General features: G+C 40.1%; 21 protein-coding genes. 10 read left to right on the top strand and 11 right to left on the bottom strand.

The features are described 5' to 3' along the window. The first annotated feature begins 5 nt into the window (after positions 1-5). Both FTT92_RS01265 and FTT92_RS01260 read left to right on the top strand, forming a co-directional pair. The gene (locus FTT92_RS01265; protein ID WP_111885304.1) at positions 6-416 is read left to right on the top strand and encodes an ABZJ_00895 family protein; all 411 of its coding nucleotides are present in this window, start codon (positions 6-8) and stop codon (positions 414-416) included. A 124-nt stretch (positions 417-540) separates the two neighbouring features. Next, positions 541-957: an ABZJ_00895 family protein gene (locus FTT92_RS01260; RefSeq protein ID WP_180089143.1), complete on the top strand. Its 417-nt coding sequence runs from the start codon at positions 541-543 to the stop codon at positions 955-957. A gap of 80 nt (positions 958-1,037) precedes the next feature. On the opposite strand, the gene FTT92_RS01255 is transcribed toward FTT92_RS01260, so the two are convergent. Both FTT92_RS01255 and FTT92_RS01250 read right to left on the bottom strand, forming a co-directional pair. Then, on the bottom strand, positions 1,038-1,562 hold the full coding sequence (locus tag FTT92_RS01255; RefSeq protein WP_078191372.1) for a YecA family protein: 525 nt from the start codon (positions 1,560-1,562) through the stop codon (positions 1,038-1,040). A gap of 67 nt (positions 1,563-1,629) precedes the next feature. Next, positions 1,630-1,839: a PA3496 family putative envelope integrity protein gene (locus FTT92_RS01250; protein WP_078191373.1), complete on the bottom strand. Its 210-nt coding sequence runs from the start codon at positions 1,837-1,839 to the stop codon at positions 1,630-1,632. Positions 1,840-2,238: 399 nt separating this feature from the next. On the opposite strand from FTT92_RS01250, the gene rpoD reads away from it, so the two are divergent. The 6 genes from rpoD to FTT92_RS01220 all read left to right on the top strand — a co-directional run bounded on the left by rpoD (position 2,239) and on the right by FTT92_RS01220 (position 8,807). Beyond that, entirely contained in the window at positions 2,239-4,128 is a 1,890-nt protein-coding gene (gene rpoD / locus FTT92_RS01245; protein WP_078192191.1) for an RNA polymerase sigma factor RpoD, read from the top strand. 128 nt (positions 4,129-4,256) lie between these two features. Further along, entirely contained in the window at positions 4,257-4,544 is a 288-nt protein-coding gene (locus tag FTT92_RS01240; RefSeq protein WP_078192402.1) for a YbeD family protein, read from the top strand. A 143-nt stretch (positions 4,545-4,687) separates the two neighbouring features. Beyond that, positions 4,688-5,347, top strand: coding sequence for a lipoyl(octanoyl) transferase LipB (gene lipB / locus FTT92_RS01235; protein WP_180023222.1), 660 nt, complete (start codon positions 4,688-4,690; stop codon positions 5,345-5,347). Positions 5,348-5,422: 75 nt separating this feature from the next. Continuing rightward, positions 5,423-5,956 carry a hypothetical protein gene (locus FTT92_RS01230; RefSeq protein ID WP_180011534.1) on the top strand — a complete coding sequence of 178 codons (534 nt, stop codon included), beginning with the start codon at positions 5,423-5,425 and terminating at the stop codon, positions 5,954-5,956. Positions 5,957-5,959: 3 nt separating this feature from the next. Further along, positions 5,960-7,144 (top strand): iron-containing alcohol dehydrogenase, encoded by a 1,185-nt coding sequence (locus FTT92_RS01225; protein WP_180076732.1) that lies wholly within the window; start codon positions 5,960-5,962, stop codon positions 7,142-7,144. Between the two features lie 265 nt (positions 7,145-7,409). Beyond that, positions 7,410-8,807, top strand: a complete 1,398-nt coding sequence (locus tag FTT92_RS01220; protein ID WP_111885298.1) for an APC family permease — start codon at positions 7,410-7,412, stop codon at positions 8,805-8,807. Positions 8,808-8,871: 64 nt separating this feature from the next. Here FTT92_RS01220 and FTT92_RS01215 read toward each other — a convergent pair whose 3' ends face one another. From FTT92_RS01215 to FTT92_RS01205, 3 genes are all read right to left on the bottom strand, one after another. Beyond that, positions 8,872-9,510, bottom strand: coding sequence for a hypothetical protein (locus tag FTT92_RS01215; RefSeq protein ID WP_078192196.1), 639 nt, complete (start codon positions 9,508-9,510; stop codon positions 8,872-8,874). Further along, positions 9,488-10,300 (bottom strand): DUF6502 family protein, encoded by an 813-nt coding sequence (locus tag FTT92_RS01210; protein ID WP_180171226.1) that lies wholly within the window; start codon positions 10,298-10,300, stop codon positions 9,488-9,490. The genes FTT92_RS01215 and FTT92_RS01210 overlap by 23 nt, the downstream gene beginning before the upstream one ends. 66 nt (positions 10,301-10,366) lie before the next feature. After that, complete coding sequence (locus FTT92_RS01205) at positions 10,367-11,563, bottom strand: cupin-like domain-containing protein (protein WP_180066752.1); 1,197 nt, start codon at positions 11,561-11,563, stop codon at positions 10,367-10,369. A 151-nt stretch (positions 11,564-11,714) separates the two neighbouring features. On the opposite strand from FTT92_RS01205, the gene FTT92_RS01200 reads away from it, so the two are divergent. Together FTT92_RS01200 and FTT92_RS01195 are read left to right on the top strand one after the other, a co-directional pair. Continuing rightward, the gene (locus tag FTT92_RS01200; protein WP_078192198.1) at positions 11,715-12,110 is read left to right on the top strand and encodes a hypothetical protein; all 396 of its coding nucleotides are present in this window, start codon (positions 11,715-11,717) and stop codon (positions 12,108-12,110) included. A gap of 70 nt (positions 12,111-12,180) precedes the next feature. Then, positions 12,181-13,836, top strand: a complete 1,656-nt coding sequence (locus FTT92_RS01195; protein ID WP_180171225.1) for a PT dipeptide repeat lipoprotein — start codon at positions 12,181-12,183, stop codon at positions 13,834-13,836. A gap of 112 nt (positions 13,837-13,948) precedes the next feature. Here the strand turns inward: FTT92_RS01195 and FTT92_RS01190 are convergent, their stop codons facing one another. The 6 genes from FTT92_RS01190 to FTT92_RS01165 form a co-directional block, all read right to left on the bottom strand. Then, positions 13,949-14,449 (bottom strand): hypothetical protein, encoded by a 501-nt coding sequence (locus FTT92_RS01190; RefSeq protein ID WP_218951539.1) that lies wholly within the window; start codon positions 14,447-14,449, stop codon positions 13,949-13,951. A gap of 168 nt (positions 14,450-14,617) precedes the next feature. Beyond that, the gene (locus FTT92_RS01185) at positions 14,618-15,097 is read right to left on the bottom strand and encodes a tRNA (cytidine(34)-2'-O)-methyltransferase (protein ID WP_111885295.1); all 480 of its coding nucleotides are present in this window, start codon (positions 15,095-15,097) and stop codon (positions 14,618-14,620) included. 38 nt (positions 15,098-15,135) lie between these two features. Continuing rightward, positions 15,136-15,840, bottom strand: a complete 705-nt coding sequence (locus FTT92_RS01180; RefSeq protein ID WP_111885294.1) for a hypothetical protein — start codon at positions 15,838-15,840, stop codon at positions 15,136-15,138. 3 nt (positions 15,841-15,843) lie between these two features. After that, the gene (cysG, locus tag FTT92_RS01175) at positions 15,844-17,238 is read right to left on the bottom strand and encodes a siroheme synthase CysG (RefSeq protein WP_180171224.1); all 1,395 of its coding nucleotides are present in this window, start codon (positions 17,236-17,238) and stop codon (positions 15,844-15,846) included. 73 nt (positions 17,239-17,311) lie between these two features. Next, the gene (serS, locus tag FTT92_RS01170) at positions 17,312-18,583 is read right to left on the bottom strand and encodes a serine--tRNA ligase (RefSeq protein WP_180007573.1); all 1,272 of its coding nucleotides are present in this window, start codon (positions 18,581-18,583) and stop codon (positions 17,312-17,314) included. 117 nt (positions 18,584-18,700) lie between these two features. Next, on the bottom strand, positions 18,701-19,492 hold the full coding sequence (locus FTT92_RS01165; RefSeq protein ID WP_180171223.1) for an RsiV family protein: 792 nt from the start codon (positions 19,490-19,492) through the stop codon (positions 18,701-18,703). Positions 19,493-19,565: the final 73 nt, after the last annotated feature.

Here is a 19,565-nt window from a genome sequence, read left to right as displayed (position 1 = left end):
CTTAAATGAAACACTATCTCCTACACTTTGCTGCTGTTTATAGCATCGCCTTGGTGCTTTTGATTACCGTATTAATTTTTGGATTAAATCTAGGTGGTATTACATTAATTCCTACATTGGTGGCATGTGCATTAATCAGCGTTGGGCATTTTGTAAAGAAAGAACAACGCGTGCCTAGCAACCATGAAAAGATTCAACTGGTTTGGGGCTCCAGTGCCGTTGCAATCATCATTGGTAGCTTTTTTGTGCTGTTCTTGGTGCTAATGAATCCCAATGCCGAAAGCATTATGAAGTCTGTAGATCATGCAGGCATCGGGCTAACTGCTGTGGTTATGCTTTGTTTGGTCGCCATTCATGGCACAATATTTCATATTGCCTATGGTTGGTATGCAGACTATTGCGCTAAAAAATTATAAATTTTTTCAATGTATTGCGTTAAAATTTAAATCATCACCACTTCAATGAAAGTTAAAATTCAGTGAAGACACTTCAGGTAAGTTATACTCGCACTTTATATAATGAAAACATGAACATTAAATAATGAAAAAATACATCATCACATTTAGCATTGCTTATGCACTCGCCATGGTTGCTGTCGCAGCCATCGAATCTTTCTTTGATTTACCTGGTGGTTCATCTATTACCTGTCTCATCGTGGGCGGTCTTGCTGCAGCATCTAGCTTTGTTAAAGACCATCAGCGAGTGCCAAATAAGTTAGAAAAGCGAACTTTGATTTGGAGCTGTATTTTAGCTTCCGTACTGATTAGTGTCGTCGCGACTGTCATTTGTCTCTTGATCTTCCCTGAAACCCAAGCCTTTATTCAAATGGCGCTAACGCAATTACCCGCTTGGGTCTGGCTGCTTGCTATCAGCTTTACCTTATTCATCCATTATCTCATGTTGGCTTTATCTTTTGGATGGATGGCAAAGAGCTTCTTAAAAGCCAAACGTAGTTAAGCCTTTAGACTAACTTTGAATTGAAAAGGTATAGCGCTAAAAAAAGCACCCCAAGGTGCTTTTTTTAAATTTCGTCGAAATTAATTTGGTGTGTGATACATCAAATATAATTCGTTCAAATTGGTTGGGATTTCTTCTGCAAGTTCATCCATCAACTGACCATTACGACGGAAAGATTCCATTTGTGGATCTTCTTCATCAATGCCGCTGAACACCATGATTGGCAAAGTTAAATCTACCAATTGTTCTTCAAACTCGTCGGTGAACCATGCATCTTCGTTTAGGAACATGGCATCAACGAAGCCAACACTCCAGTCACCAAGACTTGATTCAACATCGGCTTCTTCAATTTCAAATGGAAATTCAATACCATCTTCATTGGCAAGATTCTGACGAATCGATTCGAGCCATGCTTTTACTTGTGCTATAATTTCAGCAGGTACTTTTTTCTGATTGTTATCAAAAAGTTCGTCTAGCCATTTATCAAAAGCTGGGCCTACTGCAATTGCACATAAAAAACCATGAGTCGCTGCAAAATCTAGACCATGCTCGTTGTCATCGCCGTCTAGATAGTCACTCAAAAGGTCTAAATCTAAAGCACTCATTTCAAATCCAGAGTTAGAAACTTAATGCGTAAGCATAGCATTTTCAAGCGCTATGCTAAATCGCTATTTAGTCTTCTTCGTCATCAAAATCATCGTCATCGTCGATGTCGTAATCAAAATCTTTAAGCTCACGTTCAAGACGGCGCTGAGCCAGAAGGTCATCAATAAGTCGGCGCTTTTCTAACGATTCTTTCGCGCTAGTTTTTGCACTGGCCTCATCGAAATTCACATCATCATCACCGTAGTTATCATCTAGTTCAAAATCTGTAGAAGACACCAAAACTACCTCATAATGAAAAAAATTGAAGGGGTCTAGCCGCTATTTATATGGGATATAAAATATTGTCAAGTTTTATTTGTTTTTTTAACAACTAAACTTTAAAAATAGGTCTTTTTTTCTTACCAAAACCTGTGGCATGATATAATCCACCCTGCGTCCTTCATTTTCATGACAGTCAAAGATGGCTCGTAAAATAATCGATGCATGGGATGAACTTGAAAACAACAATTTCAGCCCCACCTAAATTACTGAATTTAAATTTTTAATATCTCATTGGACAGCTTGATGCTGTACCGTCCTAATGGGATAAGTCAGCTATTAACAAGATTTAATGAGACGATCGTGCTAAAATGCACGGTTTTTTACTGCCACAGATTCAACGAAGAGTAAGCAAAGATGAGCGATATGACTTCCCCTACTTCTCAAGTAGCGGCTCTGATTAGCCGAGGCAAAGAGCAAGGTTACCTAACTTTCGCCGAGGTTAACGATCATCTCCCGGACTCAATCACTGAAAGTGAACAGATTGAAGACATCATTCAGATGTTGAATGACGTGGGTATTCCGGTACATGATCGTGCACCAGAAACTGACGATACAATGTTTGAAGGTGGCAGCGAAGCGACTGACGAAGTTGCTGAAGAAGAAGCCGCTGCTGTACTTGCATCTGTTGAAAATGAACCCGGTCGTACCACTGACCCTGTGCGTATGTATATGCGCGAAATGGGTACAGTTGAGCTTTTGACACGTGAAGGCGAAATTAGCATTGCAAAACGCATCGAAGAAGGTATTCGTGACGTTTTACATTCTATTGCTTATTGGCCAAATGCAGTCGAAGTTGTATTGCAAGAATATAAAGATTATGAAGCGGGTGAACGCCGTTTAGCTGATATTCTTTCTGGTTATTTAGATCCAGAATCTGACGAAGCCATCCCAGAAGTGATCGATGAAGATGATTCTGAGATCGATGAAGATGAAGCGTCAACCAACAAGCCAACTAAAGATGTCAAACTTGATGATGACGATGAAGAAGAAGAGTCTGAAGGTGATGATGATTCTGAAGGCGAATCTGGTCCAGATCCTGAAATTGCTAAAGCACGTTTCACTGAGCTTGAACAAGCATGGTTAGTCACTAAAGCTGCAATTGAAAAACATGGGCGTAACAGTAAAGAAGCTGCTGCTGCACTTGAAGCACTTGCAACTGTGTTCATGATGTTCAAATTCACACCACGTTTATTCGACATCATCTCTGATTTGATTCGTAATACCCATGACCAAATCCGTACTTCTGAACGTGAAGTTATGCGCTATGCAGTACGTCGTGGTCGTATGGACCGTACTCAATTCCGTACGTCTTTCCCAGGTCAAGAATCTAACTTTGCTTGGTTAGATGAACAAATTGCTAAAGCACCTGCAGAAATGAAAGGCTATCTTGAAAAAGTCCGCCCTGACGTTCTGGCATTCCAACAAAAAATCGCTGACATCGAGAAAGAACTTGGTTTAGATGTTAAAGGCATCAAAGACATTTCTAAACGTATGTCGATTGGTGAAGCGAAAGCTCGCCGTGCGAAAAAGGAAATGGTTGAAGCTAACTTACGTTTGGTAATTTCGATTGCGAAAAAATACACCAACCGTGGTTTGCAATTCCTCGACTTGATCCAAGAAGGTAACATCGGCTTGATGAAAGCGGTGGATAAATTCGAATATCGTCGTGGTTATAAGTTCTCTACTTATGCAACTTGGTGGATTCGTCAGGCGATTACGCGTTCGATTGCCGACCAAGCACGTACCATTCGTATTCCAGTACACATGATCGAAACCATTAACAAGATCAACCGTGTATCTCGCCAACTTCTTCAAGAAATGGGTCGTGAACCTACACCAGAAGAATTAGGTGAACGTCTAGAAATGGACGAAGTGAAAGTTCGTAAAGTGCTTAAAATCGCGAAAGAACCAATTTCAATGGAAACACCAATTGGTGATGATGAAGATTCGCATCTTGGTGACTTCATTGAAGACGGTAATATCACCTCTCCTATTGACGCTGCAACGTCAGAAGGCTTAAAAGAAGCAACACGTGAAGTTCTTGAAAACTTGACTGAACGTGAAGCGAAAGTCTTGAAAATGCGTTTCGGTATCGATATGCCAACCGACCATACCTTGGAAGAAGTGGGTAAACAGTTTGACGTAACACGTGAACGTATTCGTCAGATTGAAGCAAAAGCTTTACGTAAATTACGTCATCCTTCTCGTTCTGAACACTTACGTTCTTTCCTTGAGAATGACTAATCTATCTATAGGATAATGCAGGCTTGAATATGGGGGGTTCTCCCCCATAATATGAGCATGTAGCAAAACAATACAAAATACCTGCTCATTGCAGGTATTTTTAAATAATGAGGTGTCCCATGACTGATATGACTAATCGCGCTCCTTCACGTGAATTGCAAGAGCATCTTTGGGTGTTCCCGATGGATTATCCAATTAAACTGATTGGTCTTGCAGGCGCGGAACTCCGTCAGGCAGTAAATGATATTTTCGTTAAACATTTTCCTGAATTTGACGGCAGTGAAATGACTGTAACGCCTTCACGTACAGGTAAATACCATTCAGTAACAGCAAATCTTCGTTTTGAAGAGCTTGAACAAGTTCACGCAGTTTATGCAGACCTTGCAGCTTGTCCATTAATTAAGACAGCACTGTAAGTACTGAAAAACACGCTTTCGAGCGTGTTTTTTTATGTGAAAATAGAGCATTAAATTACAACTCACACCGTTCAACGCCCCCCATTATTCTGCCAATTCATTATAATAAAACTCTATGTTTGACCATAAAGGACGCAACACGCGTGACTGAAACTGTTCAAAAACCCGAATTAATCATTCGTCAATATAACCACCTTACCCCTTATGCAGACCGCTTTTTAGAGATGAAAACTCTCACCGAACAGCGAGATGAATACTCACCCGATGAGCTGTGGATATTGCAACATCCCGATGTATTAACTCAGGGGCAAGCTGGCAAACCTGAACATATTTTGGTGCAAAGTAACATCCCTGTGGTACAAACAGACCGTGGTGGACAAGTCACTTGGCATGGACCGGGTCAGTTGGTCGCTTATTTCATGTTTGACTTAAATCGCTTAGGTTGGAACGTGCGTACGCTGGTTTCCTATGCAGAAAACTTGATGATCGAACTGCTGAAAAAGTACGGCATCGACGCTTATGCCAAGCCTGATGCACCCGGTGTTTATGTTGCAGAACGCAAAATTGGTTCTCTCGGTTTTAAAATTCGTAAAGGCCGCAGTTATCACGGTTTGGCACTGAATATCGATTGTGATCTATTTGGTTTTCATACCATTAATCCATGTGGCTATGCTGGATTAGAAATGGTTCGTATACAAGATTTGGTGCAAGATTACCCTAAATTTGAAAACTTATGCGTCGATATCATTGATACTTTGAAAAACAGTGGTTACTTTAAAGACGTAACAGTCAAACAACTATAAAAGACTTTGCTTTCTCAAATAAAATAATTTAGAGTAAAAGCTCTAAATTAATAATTATAGATAAGGGATGTACACGTGATTGCAACTAAATCCGTTAAACCCGCGCTCCAGCAGGCCTATGTCAAACTCATGATGGATGTGATTGGCAGAGGTCTGGTCATGGCGAGCCAGGTCGATGAAGAAATTAAACAAGAAGTTGCTAAATTTCCAGTTAATTTTATTTTATCTATGAATGTTTTTCCTAATGGTGCTGCATTTGTCGCGCAAGTCACGGAAGACCATCAACTCAAACTCCTCACACCCGGCACTCAAAAGCCTGACTTAACCATTACGTTTAAACATTTGAATCATGCCTTTTTGGTCTTCTCATTTCAAGAAAGTACCGCACAAGCCTTTGCCAATGACCGCATGATCGCCGATGGTGATTTGTCTTATGCCATCCGACTGGTGCGTTGTCTCAACAAAATGGAAGCGTTAATTTTACCTAAATTGGTGGCTGAATTGGCTGTCAAAGAATATCCAACACATTTAAGCCTAAAAGAAAAACTGAGCGGTGCTGCAAATATTTATTTAAAAGTAGCCCAGTCTTATTTAAAACGGAGCGCATAACACATGGCTAAACCATATTACGAATTTTTCTGTCCTGTAAAAGTGATTGCTGGCCATGCTGCTTTAGAACACATCCCATTCGAACTGTCTACTTTGGGTGCTAAACGCCCCATGATCATTACCGACAAAGGTGTTCGCAGTAATCAATTACTTGCACCAATTGAAGCGGCATTTGAAAGTACCGAGACGGTGATTGGCTATATTTTTGATGATGTTCCGCCAGACTCAAGTTTAGAAACCGTACGTAAAGCGGCTCAACTTTACCGCGACAACCAATGTGATGCCATTATTGCCGTCGGTGGCGGTTCAGTGATTGATACCTCTAAAGCAACCAACATCTTGGTATCTGAAGGTGGTGATGACTTACTGAAATACTCAGGTGCGCACAACTTACCAAAACCTTTAAAACCATTTTTTGTGATTCCAACAACCTCAGGGACAGGTTCAGAAGTGACTATGGTCGCTGTGGTTTCTGACCCTGAAAAGAATGTTAAAATGGCTTTTGCATCGAATTATTTGATGCCACATGCAGCAATTCTTGACCCACGTATGACGCAAACTTTGCCACCTCATCTTACAGCAATGACAGCGATGGATGCGATGACGCATGCCATTGAAGCCTATACGTGCATGGCGGCGAACCCGATTTCAGATGCCTATGCAACTGCCGCAATCAAGAAAATTAGCAATAGCTTATTTGGTGTATTAGATAATACCAGCGATGCACATGGGCGCTTAGAACTTGCACAAGCGTCTACAATGGCAGGAATTGCATTTTCGAATTCGATGGTTGGATTAGTCCACTCATTGGGTCATGCTTTAGGTGCTGTTGCTCACCTGCCCCATGGATTATGCATGAATTTATTCTTGCCGTATGTGTTGGAATACAACAAAGAAGTGAATGGCGATAAGATTGCTGAATTGCTATTACCACTGGCTGGTCCTGATATTTATGCACAAACACCAGCACATCTTCGTGCAGATAAAGCAATTTCAACGATTTTAACTATGCGTGATCGCTTGTATAGCTTGACCAAATTACCACGTACTTTGAGTGAAACAGGTAAAGTGACTGAAGCTCAATTAGATGAAGTGGCAGAGAAAGCACTGAATGATGGATCTATTATTTATAATCCTAAAGAATCCAGCTTAGAAGACCTCAAAACTATTCTAAAAAAAGCTTGGTAATTGCTGAAAAATAAGCGAATATAGCGAAAAATTAAGCCTGATGTTTTTTTAAACATCGGGCTTTTCACTTGCAGAAGGCAATATCAGTTATTTTTTAATCAAACTGGCATAATTTCTGCTAAAAATAATTTCAAAGTTACTGACAAAATGTACCAATTTGGAGTAGATTGGCGCACTTTTGTTTTAAAACGTAGGGGGGATCGTTCGTCTCAAACGATCCTTAGAATATGACTGATCCTTGATCAACGATAAGAGGATAACGCCGTTGACAAATATCTCTGGGACTCAATCGGCAGCTAAACTGCAAAAAACGCTTGGACTCTGGCACATTATTATTATTGGTTTGGCTTACATCCAACCAATGACTCTATTTGATACTTTTGGTTTAGTATCTGAAGAAAGTCATAGACACGTGCCGACTTCTTACATTATTGCCCTTATTGCAATTCTGTTTACCTCGATTAGTTATGGTCATATGATCCGTCGCTACCCTTCTTCGGGTTCTGCGTATACCTATGCCCAAAAATCTATTCACCCGAACGTAGGTTTCATGGTGGGTTGGTCTTCTTGGTTAGACTACCTATTATCTCCAATGGTGAATATTATTCTTGCAGTGATTTACCTTGAAGCACTATTTCCAACAGTAAACCACTGGGTATGGGTCATTGTGCTAACGGCATTCATGACTGGAATTAACTTACGCGGCGCGCGTTTTGTTGCTAACTTCAACAGCCTGATTGTACTTGTGCAGTTATTAGTAATTGGTATTTTCACGTGGATGGTCTACAGCAAGCTTCAAATGGGCTTCAATGCTGATGGCCCGATTTCTGCGGCAGAACGCTATCAATTATGGAGCCTTGAGCCATTTTGGAATGAGCTGACGTCTGTGGGTGCGCTGATTACAGGTGCAACATTACTGTGCTTCTCGTTCACTGGTTTTGACTCATTAAGTTCATTGGCAGAAGAAACCAAAGATACTGAGAAAACACTGCCGAAAGCGATTTTCTTAACTGCTTTAATCGCAGGGATTATCTTCATTATTAGTACCTACTTTATGCAGCTGTTCTTCCCTGCTGAGCCGGGTAACTATTTCAAGAATATTGCTGAAACACAGCCAGAGATACTCTTGCTCGTCGGCGGCTCACTGTTCCAATCCTATGTGTTAACTTTTGCGATTGTGACAGTAATGGCATCAGGTATTTCTGCACATGCTGGCGTATCACGTCTGATGTATGTAATGGGTCGTGATGGCGTCATTAACAAAAAGATTTTTGGTCATATTAGTCCGAAAAACTTCACACCATCGTACAACATCATGATCGTAGGTGCGGTTGCATTAACTGCGGGCTTTATGAATCTTGATATTGTCATTTCGATGATTAGTTTTGGTGCATTGACAGCCTTTACTTTCGTGAACTTATCTGTGATTTCACGTTATGCACTTCGTGATGGCCGCACAAAAACAGCCAAAGATATTTTTAGCTTCGTGGTTATTCCAATGCTTGGCTTTATCAGTATCTTTGCGATGTGGTTAGAAATTGAAGAAACTGCATTGAAATATGGTTTGTGGTGGGCAATGTTCGGTATTTTATACCTTGGTTATAAAACTAAAGGTTTTAAACACCCTGCACCGCAACATAACGAATTTGATGATAAATTCTAATCAAGTTTATCTCTAAACAAAAAAGGCGCTTAAAGCGCCTTTTTTGTTATTCTAAATATACCAATTAAGGTTGTATGGCTTTTCTAGATTGCTGAAATTGAATTGAAATTTCTTCACACTTGTCTGGTGTATTGCCTTTTAATTCAACCGATGCTCCATCACCGTGTGACCATATACCATCTTCAACAGTCTCTAAATTTACAGCTGCTTCAAATATATGCTGTTGTTGTGGATAGAGTTTGATATCTATAGGTGTATCACATACTTGTTTTGGAAAATATGGTCTAACCTGCTCGAATAATTGCATGGTTAATGGCATATCACATTGCAAATGAATAGTGACTGGTACGCTATTGGTATTTTTTAAGATCAATTGAACATTTTGCGAATTAAGATCCGCTTGGGCAGCAGGTATTTCTACATACGTTTTTGTGTCAATCGACTGACGATCAAATGGATTGAGGAAGGCTAATTTACGTTCCACGCCATAACAAGAATCCTGCACGGAAGCTGAAAACTCTAAATATCGTGTCCCCAAGATAATTGTTCCGCGGCCATCCCCTGCATGACCGATATCAATGATTGGATCACCTGTACCTTCAATTGTAACCCCACCACTTCGAAAAAATTCTATGTCACAACCCGCTAAAACGCTGATCAAGCCACAAAGGGTTAAAGTCTTAAAGTTTAATTTTCGTATCATGTTGATAAACTCCAAAGCGAAATACACGATTTGCTTCAGGATTTCCCTCATCCATTTCGCAACGCTCCGCGGCAAGTTTTAAAAGTTGTAGTGAGTATTTTTGCCAAAGCTCTAAACTCATTTCATGTAATTTATTAATCGAGTCTTCTGTTAATTCGTCAGCACAAATGGCTTGTTCTAAGTATGGCATTTCATCAGGATTCAATAAATTATGCAAACCTGCTTCTAAATGCGCTTGAACGTTTCGCGTTAAAACTTTGCGTGCTTCTAATTGTGAAGGATCTGGAATAAAACGACGCTGTTGTAAATACACCTGCCCATCTTTTTCAGTGGCAATTTCCAAACGAACAAGTTCATTGAGTACCGAACGCGGATGACGTTCTGTTGAAATTCTTTTCACCAGCATTTCAAAGCTATTTTCTGACTCACTGCTAAATGGTAAAGAATCCCCCCAACCTTCTGCTAACCATAAACCAATCACACGTGATGGCACACTAATCGGCTCTGAAACAGTCGCTTCGGTCAAATCCTTACCTTCAGAAATCACTTCTTTATAAGCTGTCACGTCTTTACGGTGTAGGCCTGAAAGTAAACTGATCGCAGAAATCGTGGGTTTTTGATCGATACGCTCTAACTCACGTACAGCTTGTTGAAAAAATATAGGCTTCAATGCAGCAGTAAACTCAGTATATCCAACACCTGATCGTATCAACCATTGGCTCAACTCATTCATCAGCACCAATACTTGCTGTAAATTTTGATCTGCCTCATTGGTGAGAAGTTTGCTCATTGAATTGCCATGAAAATTAGACTGCATAAGTGAAATTTTCGCATTATTTAATCTACTTCACAATTTTTATCTGATGAGATCTTGAGGATATTCAGTAAAAAAATGATTATTTACATTAAAATGCGTAAATGACACGCTGATCGATATATCCAAACTTTCAACGCTATGCCACCAGCCAATTGGGATAAATAAGGTTTCTCCAGGTTGCAAAATGCACTCAAATGGCGTCACTTTTTCTAACAATGGATAGTCTGCTAGATCAGCCTTTGCGACGTCTGAAACCTGACTGAATACCCAATGATCGTTATACATATACGGCATTTGCCATGCAGGAATCAAAGTCACTTTTTTACGTCCATAGATTTGTGCCAACATATTATTGGTTAAGTCATAATGCAGTGGTGTAAATGTGCCTGCAGGGCCAAACCATAAAAAATGTCGATTTTTGATCTCTTTTTGACAATAAGCTTTGGCGAAGTCACCTAGATCTTCACTAATCTTTTGCATAAATTGCTTATTTTGAGCGGCGTTATTCGCAGTTAAATAAATGTCATTGCTGTGCTTAGTGGCTTTAATTTGTGCGACAAAATCTTGCATCAAAATAATACGTTTCAATTGTACCGATTTTTTTTCAAAATCTTGATGCTGCTCACGATGCATCTGGACTTCAACCAACTCATTTTCAAAATGCTGTGCAAAATAATCAGGACTCCATTTATGCAGTGCAGGCCAATGTTGTATCCCACCTTTTAAAATGACTGGTCGCATCTGGCTATAATACCGCTCTATAAATGTTTCAAAATCAGGTGTTTCTATGCAATCGATTGTGGATGGAATGTGGTCGTTCAATTGATTCAATTGACCCATCACCTGTAATAGCCAACGCTGTTTATTCTGCTGTTGCTGTACTTGCTTCAGTTTTTTAAAAATTACGTTATTGTTTACACGCTTTAAAAACTGAATGATCAAATGATTTGAAATATTTTTTTGCTTAATTTTTTCTAAAATTTCATCTGTCTCTAAGCCCTCAAGACTGTAGTCCAAAAGTTCATTTTGCAGCTGTTCTGAAAGTTGATCTGCATCAGAAAATAAGTATTGATCCGCCCTTGGGCTTAATCCATGTGATTGTAAAATTAGACTTATTTTCTGTACATCGCAACCATTTTCAATATTTTCATTCAACCAATTTTGCCATTCCGTCGGTAAGGACTGATACCAATTTTTACTTTGCTTTAGATGTTCACTCTGGCTTTCTACATTCATCTTCACCACTCCACCCTCTTTACAAGTGAAGTATAAATGATCTATTTTAAAAATGCTAAATTTTCGCATTTTATAATTATTTAAACACCGCGAATGTTATGAATCCGAAAAACTCATGCGGAATGACATAACAAAGTAAAGGAGAAAGTTCATGAAAATTCGTCATTTAGTCATTGTTAGCAGTCTGTCTTTAGCTTCAATACCGGTATATGCAGGTTTTGCCGATACCATGCGTGATTTAAGAAATACGCTGAATCAATTTAATGAAACATCCAAAGAAGTATCGAATACCGCAAAAGAATGGACAGGTAGTCGGGCCACGACTAACTCAAATTATGCTGCAAATGGTTTCAGCATGGGACAGCAACTCAGACCTAAAATTAATAATCTACCGCTTTATCAAACTGCCGATAAATCGAGCCAAGTCATTAATAAACTGTCAAAAAATGCAGACATTATTTTTGCGGGAAACATGACTAAAACAGGTTTGATCGAAGTCACTACAGAACATGGCAATGGCTGGATTGAGTCACACCTTGTGCAATAAATCTAGATTTTAAAAGTGTATACAACGGCATCAGCCATACATAACAACTTCACTCTATTGAGCACTAGTCATGAATAATAATCACAAAATCAGCATTATTGCTGCTGTATTTACAACATTGGTGGGCTGTGGTGGATCAAGCTCCAATAATGGTGGCGCGACACCTACACCTACACCTACACCTACACCTACACCTACACCTACACCTACACCTACACCTACACCTACACCTACACCTACACCTACACCTACACCTACACCTACACCTACTCCAACGCCTACACCTACACCAACACCAACGCCAACGCCAACGCCAACGCCAACGCCAACAACTGTAGCGGATAAATTCACAGGAGAATGGATTCAAGGGAACTCTACCCTCGGTAACAGTAATTGTGATTTGCCACAAATTTCAATTCATAAAACCAGTGAAAATTCAGTCAGTTCACTGAACGAAGAACTAAAATATGCGGTACACAATAGTTCAAGTAAAACTTGCAGCGGTGAATTTGTTTCCAAACGCTATCAATTACTTCATGACATGGTTATAAGTGAAATACAGCCGGCTGCAACACTAAATAACTTTGAATATCATTCGATTAAGTTTCAACCAGTCAGAGGTGGCGCGACGAGCAACCGTGTCTTAACTTTTTTAAATAATAATTCTTTCTGTGTAATTAACGCGACGATTTCAAATCCAAGCTATATCATCATGCAACGAGGTCTAATTACCGACCCACTCAAGGACAGCCGCTGCTATACAAAAAATTCCAATGAATTCTTCACCAATTTAAAACCTAAAACCAAAATCACAACTGCAGATTTTAAGTCTGAGAATTTTATTAATACCACCGACACAGTAAACTTCTTGGCTCAGCTCAATACAATGGGACAAAGCGGTTATAAGTTAATTGGCTATGATACTAAAACCCTGGACAATGGTAATGTTAATAGCTACATGAAACTTGCCAATGAAAATACGCGTTTCAATCATATTGTTGCAGACCGTGCAGCACCCTCTACCGCTGACATATATTTTACATGGCGTAATCAGTTAAATGAAAAAGGCAAATCAGGCTATCAATACTTGCATAGCGTCAGACCAACCAATACCCTGAATTTCAAAGATTATTTCATTAAAAAAGAAAATGATACCGCGACATATACCTACGACAGCGGCTATGTTTCCTCGCTCGTAGACCCAGTGCAACTGGAAACTATGCTCAATACACTGGGTGCCCAAGGCTGCCGTATTATTCAATTCAAAAGCTATTTCACAGGTTTTCGTCCTGAAATTCTGAACGGCAATCAAAACAGTCCTAAAGTTGCAACCTGTATAAATAGCAGCGCACACCATGGCACTTACAGCTATCGCTATAAAACTTACCCAACCGGCAGCAATAGTGTAGAGCGCAGCTTAAAATTACAGGAGATGATCGATGAGCAAGCAAAAGACGGTTACCGCTTAGTCAGCCGTGCTTTAGATATGAGTTCAACCACCAAAAACGGCATGCTGTTTATGAAAGACAGCGAAAACACTAATGTCGGTGAGTTTAAAGTCTTTAGTGAAACTGTCTTTGCAACGTCGACATTTAACGACGTCTTGCTGAAACGTCTCCAGCAGCAAGGTCAACTCGGTTGGTTATACACCAGTGGTCAACTACTGTTTGCAAACAATCCAAAACATCTACAAACAGAACTGAGTGACTTTAATTTAATTGATTAATTCACGAGGTAATTTGAGCTTTTAAAAGTCCTTGAGCTTTTCCATGTCCTTGTTGTTTCGACATCAAGGACATTAATTATTGAGATGAATCAAAAGGGTTTCAGCAAACCACTTATTTTAGGCGGCAATTAAAACCCATCTTGGTATCTACAATATTTTTTTCATAACCTAAACTTTGAATAAATTGATTTCGATCTGCTACTAACTGCTGATCGGCAGGGCTAAGACGCGCTTTATTTTTTTGAGCCAAGCTGTATGTTTCATTGACTAAGTCTTGATATAGCCCACATACTTCCTGACGCTTTGCTTTTTTCAATTGACGACCACCATACCATGAACGTTCAAAATCGTCGGCTTTTAGTGTTTTTCCCCATTCCTCAATACGCTGATTTTGTCTTTGCTGCATTTCCAGCATGCCCTGCTGGATTTCAGCCTTAGTAAAAGGCTTGATCACCTCAACCTTCGGTACAACTGGAACATTTTCTGTAGTTGCAGTGACGGTCACTGCTGTCTGTTCCGTTGTGGTTGATACGGTTGGATTAGCCCAACTCATTGATGAAATGAATCCGGCCGCAATCACGACACCAAAAGCTTTTAAATTTATAGATTTCAAGTTTTAAGTACCCGTTTTATTTCTTCACAGTGTTCTTATACACATTTTTATATTGATGCTGAAGTTTTTAAGCCCTTATTTTACAAAACTTCATTGCTGTAAACGGTTCACTGTGTTCACTCCCAATAAAAAACCGCTCGATAGAGCGGCTTTTTGAACAGATCACACTTAGACCAATTCTTTAAAGTCTTGCTGACGCCAAGCTTCATATAAAATCACAGCAGTAGCATTAGACAAGTTTAAACTACGCGAATTTGGTGCCATCGGCAGGCGAATCCAATGTTCTTTTGGGAACATCATACGGACATCTTCCGGCAAACCACGTGTTTCTGGCCCCATCAACAGTGCCACAGGACGATTTAAATTAGAGGTATGCGGTGTTTCAAAACCTTTGGTGGTTAATGGATAAATGGCATCCATCTCAATACCTTGCGCTTTTAAGCCCGCAAGGCATTCTTCAAAGTTTTCCCATACTTTCATGTGTGCCCATTCATGATAATCCAAACCGGCGCGGCGGAGTTTTTTATCATCCAGCTCAAAACCTAATGGCTTGACCAAATGCAACTGCGCTCCAGTATTGGCACATAAACGAATGATATTCCCTGTATTTGCAGGAATTTCTGGCTCGTATAAAACAACATGTATCACGTATATTCTCTATATTAAATTATTTGATAAATACATATTTACCAAGATTTGACCAACTTCACTTTTGCAATCCCCCATGGGACTGCTTCAAGTCCTGACGATTCATCATTTAGAAAATCTTCAATTTCAGACTGCCTTGAAGAATCATCAAATAAATTATTGTAGTTAAGGTCTAAATTGAATTTCTCACAAAGCCTATCTGCAAGATGGTGACAATGAAAACTGTGAAAATCTCCACAAGGTTCTATGCCAATATAGTCATAGCCTAAAAGTAATTCATTAGTATCTTCAGGTTCAACAATTACCTTCTTCAAACATGAATAAAGGCCGACCTCTCCTATATTAGGAAAAGCAGGTTTATAAATTTCAAGAATATCCTGTCTATATTCTTCATCAATATACATTGATAATAAGTGAACGTTTTGACAATGCTCAAAGAATTTATGCTTATATTCTAAAGCAGTTTCAATATCGTAAAAGAGGCTGATCCAACCAACCTGATCTTGCAAACTATGTTGATCAGCCCACTTCCGCAAGTTACTCAATTGCAAATTAGACAAATTAAACTTGCTTTGTACATCTTCTATTTTAAAATGAGCATTTTTAACGCATGAATAAGACCAATCGCTAATCAAATGATCATTAATGCAAGAACTGCAAGTACGAATAAATTGATTAGCCCTGTTCAATAATGCATGTTGTTTAAGCCGCAACAAATAATAGCCAGCAAAATAATAGGCCATCCATCAATCCAGCCATTGAAGTTGTTCACGCAGACTCACCACATCACCAATAATCGTCAATGTAGGCGCCTGAATTTGGTATTCACTGACTTTAGATGCAATATCTGCCAATGTACCGACCACGACTTTTTGCTCTGGGGTTGTGCCTTTCGATACCAATGCAACTGGCATATCCGGACGCTGCCCATGCGCGATGAGTTTCTCACAAATTTTTTCTAGACCGACCAAGCCCATATACAGCACGAGCGTTTGATTTTGATAAACCAACTCATTCCAAGGTAGCTCAGGTGAACCTTCTTTGAGATGCCCTGTCAAGAAGCGTACACTTTGCGCATAATCTCGATGCGTTAAAGGAATCCCTGCATAAGCCGAACATCCAGAGGCAGCAGTAATTCCCGGAACGACTTGGAAGGCAACGCCTGCCGCAAAGAGTTCCTGAATTTCTTCACCGCCGCGGCCAAAGATGAACGGATCTCCACCTTTTAAGCGACAGACGCGTTTGCCTTCACTTGCGTATTTTACCAGTAAGGCATTAATGCCTTCCTGTGGCACTGCGTGATTCGATCGAGCTTTACCTACATAGATTTTTTCGGCATCGCGGCGGCAGAGGTCCATAATCGGCTGAGAAACCAAACGGTCATAGATCACCACATCCGCTTGCTGCATTAAACGCAGGGCTTTTAAGGTCAGCAGTTCAGGATCACCCGGCCCTGCACCCACCAAATACACCTCACCTTTCGGCTGTTTCCATTCCAATAAGGCCTGTTCAATCAAACGATTGGCTTCAGTCAAATTGTCATTAAATACCTGCTCTTTGAGCGGGCTTGCATACAAGTCTTCCCAAAAAATACGGCGTTCATCTGGATTGACGATTTTGGCTTTAACGGCTGCGCGCCATTGGCCTGAGAACTCAGCCAGTTTGCCCATGCCATGCGGAATCGAGCTTTCTAACTGGGTGCGTATTTGGCGCGAGAGTACTGGCGATGTGCCATTAGATGCAACGGAGATGACCAGTGGAGAACGGTCAATGATCGCAGGAACCATAAAACGGCAATGCGGCGGATCATCGACACTATTAACCAAGACATTTTCAGCTTCGCAGGCTTCAAAAACCGCCTGATTGACCGCTTTGTCATTGGTTGCTGCAATCACTAAACGAAACTGACGCAGCGCAATGGCATTTTCTTGATAAACCGATTCGTGATAAATCGAGTTGAGATATTGACCTTGGGTTTTATTAACCAAGGTCAATAAATCATCTTCAATTTCGGGTGAGCAAACTGTCAGCTGAGCGCCCGCTTTTGCAAGCAGCACAGCCTTTCTATATGCAATTCGACCACCACCAACAATCAGACAAGGTTGCTGCTGCAACTTCAAAGAGATTGGAAAGATATCCACACACGACCTCAATAGTTTAAATCTGATTGTCTTAAGCAATTTTTGTGCACAAATGTATGCACTTTATCGACTATTAATCGATAAATTCAGCACCGCCCATATATGGACGAAGTACTGCTGGAATTTCAATTGAACCGTCTGCACGTTGATAGTTTTCCATCACGGCAAGTAAAGTACGACCAACTGCCAAACCTGAACCATTCAGCGTGTGTACAAACTCAGTTTTCTTTTGGTCAGCACGGTAACGCGCTTTCATACGGCGTGCTTGGAAGTCACCCATGCATGAGCAAGATGAAATTTCACGGTAGGTATTTTGACTTGGCACCCAAACTTCTAAATCATAAGTTTTGATTGCACCAAAGCCCATGTCTCCGCCACACAGAACGACTTTACGGTATGGTAAGCCTAATGCTTGAAGGATACCTTCAGCATGACCCGTTAATTCTTCCAAAGCATCCATCGAAGTTTCAGGTTTTACAATCTGAACCATTTCTACTTTGTCAAATTGGTGTTGACGGATTAAACCACGTGTATCACGGCCATACGAACCCGCTTCACTACGGAAACATGGCGTATGCGCTGCATATTTTAATGGCAAACGTTCTGGATCAATGATTTCATCACGCACGAAGTTGGTTACAGGCACTTCTGCAGTCGGGATCAGGTAGTATTCTTTTTCGCCTTGAAGTTTGAATAAATCCTCTTCAAATTTAGGCAATTGGCCTGTACCACGTAAAGAATCTGCATTAACCAAATACGGTACATAAGCTTCGGTATAGCCATTTTCCAAGGTATGGGTATTTAACATAAATTGGGTAATTGCACGTTGTAAACGCGCCAATGGGCCTTTGAGTACGCTAAAACGAGTACCTGTCAATTTGGTTGCGGTTTCAAATTCTAAACCGCCCATCATTTCACCCAAGTCAGTATGGTCTTTGATCTCAAAATCAAACTGACGTGGTGTACCCCATTTTAAAACTTCAACATTGTCATTTTCGTCTTTACCTTCTGGCACAGACTCATGAGGTAAATTCGGAATCGATAAAGATTTGGCTTCAAGTTCAGCCTGAAGCTCAGAAAGTGCAACTTCTGCGGCTTTAATTTCATCACCAATAGCAGACATACGTGCCATGATTTCAGATGCATCACCGCCAGCTTTTTTAATTTGACCAACTTGTTTTGCACCAGCATTACGTTCAGCTTGTAACGACTCAGTTTTAGACTGAATTTCCTTACGGCGAGCTTCAAGGTCTGCCCACTCTGCTACGTTAAGTTGAACACCACGTTTTGCTAAGGCTAAGTTTACAGCCTCAATATTATTTCTGAGTAATTTCGGGTCGATCATAGCCAATCTTAAGTAAAGAAAAAAACTGGCTATAGTGTAAGCTCTTAACACTCAAAAATACAGTGACCGTGCTTACAGCTGCCCCTTATTAGACCAATAATCTTGCTTCAAATTGTCTTATTTGGTGTCGTAATTTGGCAAACTTGGTAAATATTCAGGTTTAAATAGTCCTTTAGCCGTAAAATATGGAAGTTTTAGCTCAGGCATGCCCTCTGCATAACTCGCCAATTCATACAGTGGATAAGCAAATACAATCCCGTTCGCACCATAATAAAAATTATCGCTTAACTGAAGTTTTGAACGTTCAATATTATGACTATCTAACCACATATAGTTGGCATCAAAAAGTGCGCTAATCACTTTCGCATCTGCACCTTTGACCAAGACATCTTGTAAAGCCAAACGTTTTTTGGCTTTTAAATCAAAATTGACATATTCAACATGGGACATACCATGAGCCGCATGCGCTGCGTAGGTATAGCTTTCGATTGCAAAAGTTGCGATATGTCCCCACTGACTAATATATCGAACAGAAGTTGTACTTTGACTTAAGCCTGCATCCGTCTTGTCTGATAAATCGATTTTTTGATTCGGCTCAGTTGAAAATGCAATCGGGTCTGCTTTTTTAATCCGATCAATAAAATATTGATTAATCCAATCAACATTGGTTTCAACCGTTTGAATCCTATATTGGGTACAACCTTCCGCATCGCAAGCTTGAGCTTTTGGTAATTGCATCTCGACAGATTTAGATTGAATAAATGGAATCGCATCAGCGACGACCGCTGGCTTCTGTTCCGTTGTTTCACCTTCAACAGGTTCATTTCGAGGATGGCAGGCCGTTAATGACCCGACTAAAACCACAGCTGAAACAGCCCAAGCTATATTATTCATATGATTTTTTTTCATCCCAAAATTCCCTATAGCAACAGTCAAAACCACAAGTCACTTCATTTAAGCAAACTGTGAATATCAGCATACT

This window comes from Acinetobacter sp. YH12023 (assembly GCF_013420135.1).
Classification (GTDB): domain Bacteria; phylum Pseudomonadota; class Gammaproteobacteria; order Pseudomonadales; family Moraxellaceae; genus Acinetobacter; species Acinetobacter amyesii.
Note: the sequence above shows the minus strand (reverse complement) of the source record. Positions and strands in the feature narration are given on the sequence as shown.

What these genes read in the sequence shown, in the direction of transcription:
- FTT92_RS01265 (WP_111885304.1), top strand. Translation starts at nt 6, where the DNA reads ATGAAACACTATCTCCTACACTTTGCTGCTGTTTATAGCATCGCCTTG.
- FTT92_RS01260 (WP_180089143.1), top strand. Translation starts at nt 541, where the DNA reads ATGAAAAAATACATCATCACATTTAGCATTGCTTATGCACTCGCCATG.
- FTT92_RS01255 (WP_078191372.1), bottom strand. Translation starts at nt 1,562, where the DNA reads ATGAGTGCTTTAGATTTAGACCTTTTGAGTGACTATCTAGACGGCGAT.
- rpoD (WP_078192191.1), top strand. Translation starts at nt 2,239, where the DNA reads ATGAGCGATATGACTTCCCCTACTTCTCAAGTAGCGGCTCTGATTAGC.
- FTT92_RS01240 (WP_078192402.1), top strand. Translation starts at nt 4,257, where the DNA reads ATGACTAATCGCGCTCCTTCACGTGAATTGCAAGAGCATCTTTGGGTG.
- FTT92_RS01225 (WP_180076732.1), top strand. Translation starts at nt 5,960, where the DNA reads ATGGCTAAACCATATTACGAATTTTTCTGTCCTGTAAAAGTGATTGCT.
- FTT92_RS01215 (WP_078192196.1), bottom strand. Translation starts at nt 9,510, where the DNA reads ATGATACGAAAATTAAACTTTAAGACTTTAACCCTTTGTGGCTTGATC.
- FTT92_RS01210 (WP_180171226.1), bottom strand. Translation starts at nt 10,300, where the DNA reads ATGAGCAAACTTCTCACCAATGAGGCAGATCAAAATTTACAGCAAGTA.
- FTT92_RS01205 (WP_180066752.1), bottom strand. Translation starts at nt 11,563, where the DNA reads ATGAATGTAGAAAGCCAGAGTGAACATCTAAAGCAAAGTAAAAATTGG.
- FTT92_RS01200 (WP_078192198.1), top strand. Translation starts at nt 11,715, where the DNA reads ATGAAAATTCGTCATTTAGTCATTGTTAGCAGTCTGTCTTTAGCTTCA.
- FTT92_RS01195 (WP_180171225.1), top strand. Translation starts at nt 12,181, where the DNA reads ATGAATAATAATCACAAAATCAGCATTATTGCTGCTGTATTTACAACA.
- FTT92_RS01180 (WP_111885294.1), bottom strand. Translation starts at nt 15,840, where the DNA reads ATGGCCTATTATTTTGCTGGCTATTATTTGTTGCGGCTTAAACAACAT.
- serS (WP_180007573.1), bottom strand. Translation starts at nt 18,583, where the DNA reads ATGATCGACCCGAAATTACTCAGAAATAATATTGAGGCTGTAAACTTA.
- FTT92_RS01165 (WP_180171223.1), bottom strand. Translation starts at nt 19,492, where the DNA reads ATGAAAAAAAATCATATGAATAATATAGCTTGGGCTGTTTCAGCTGTG.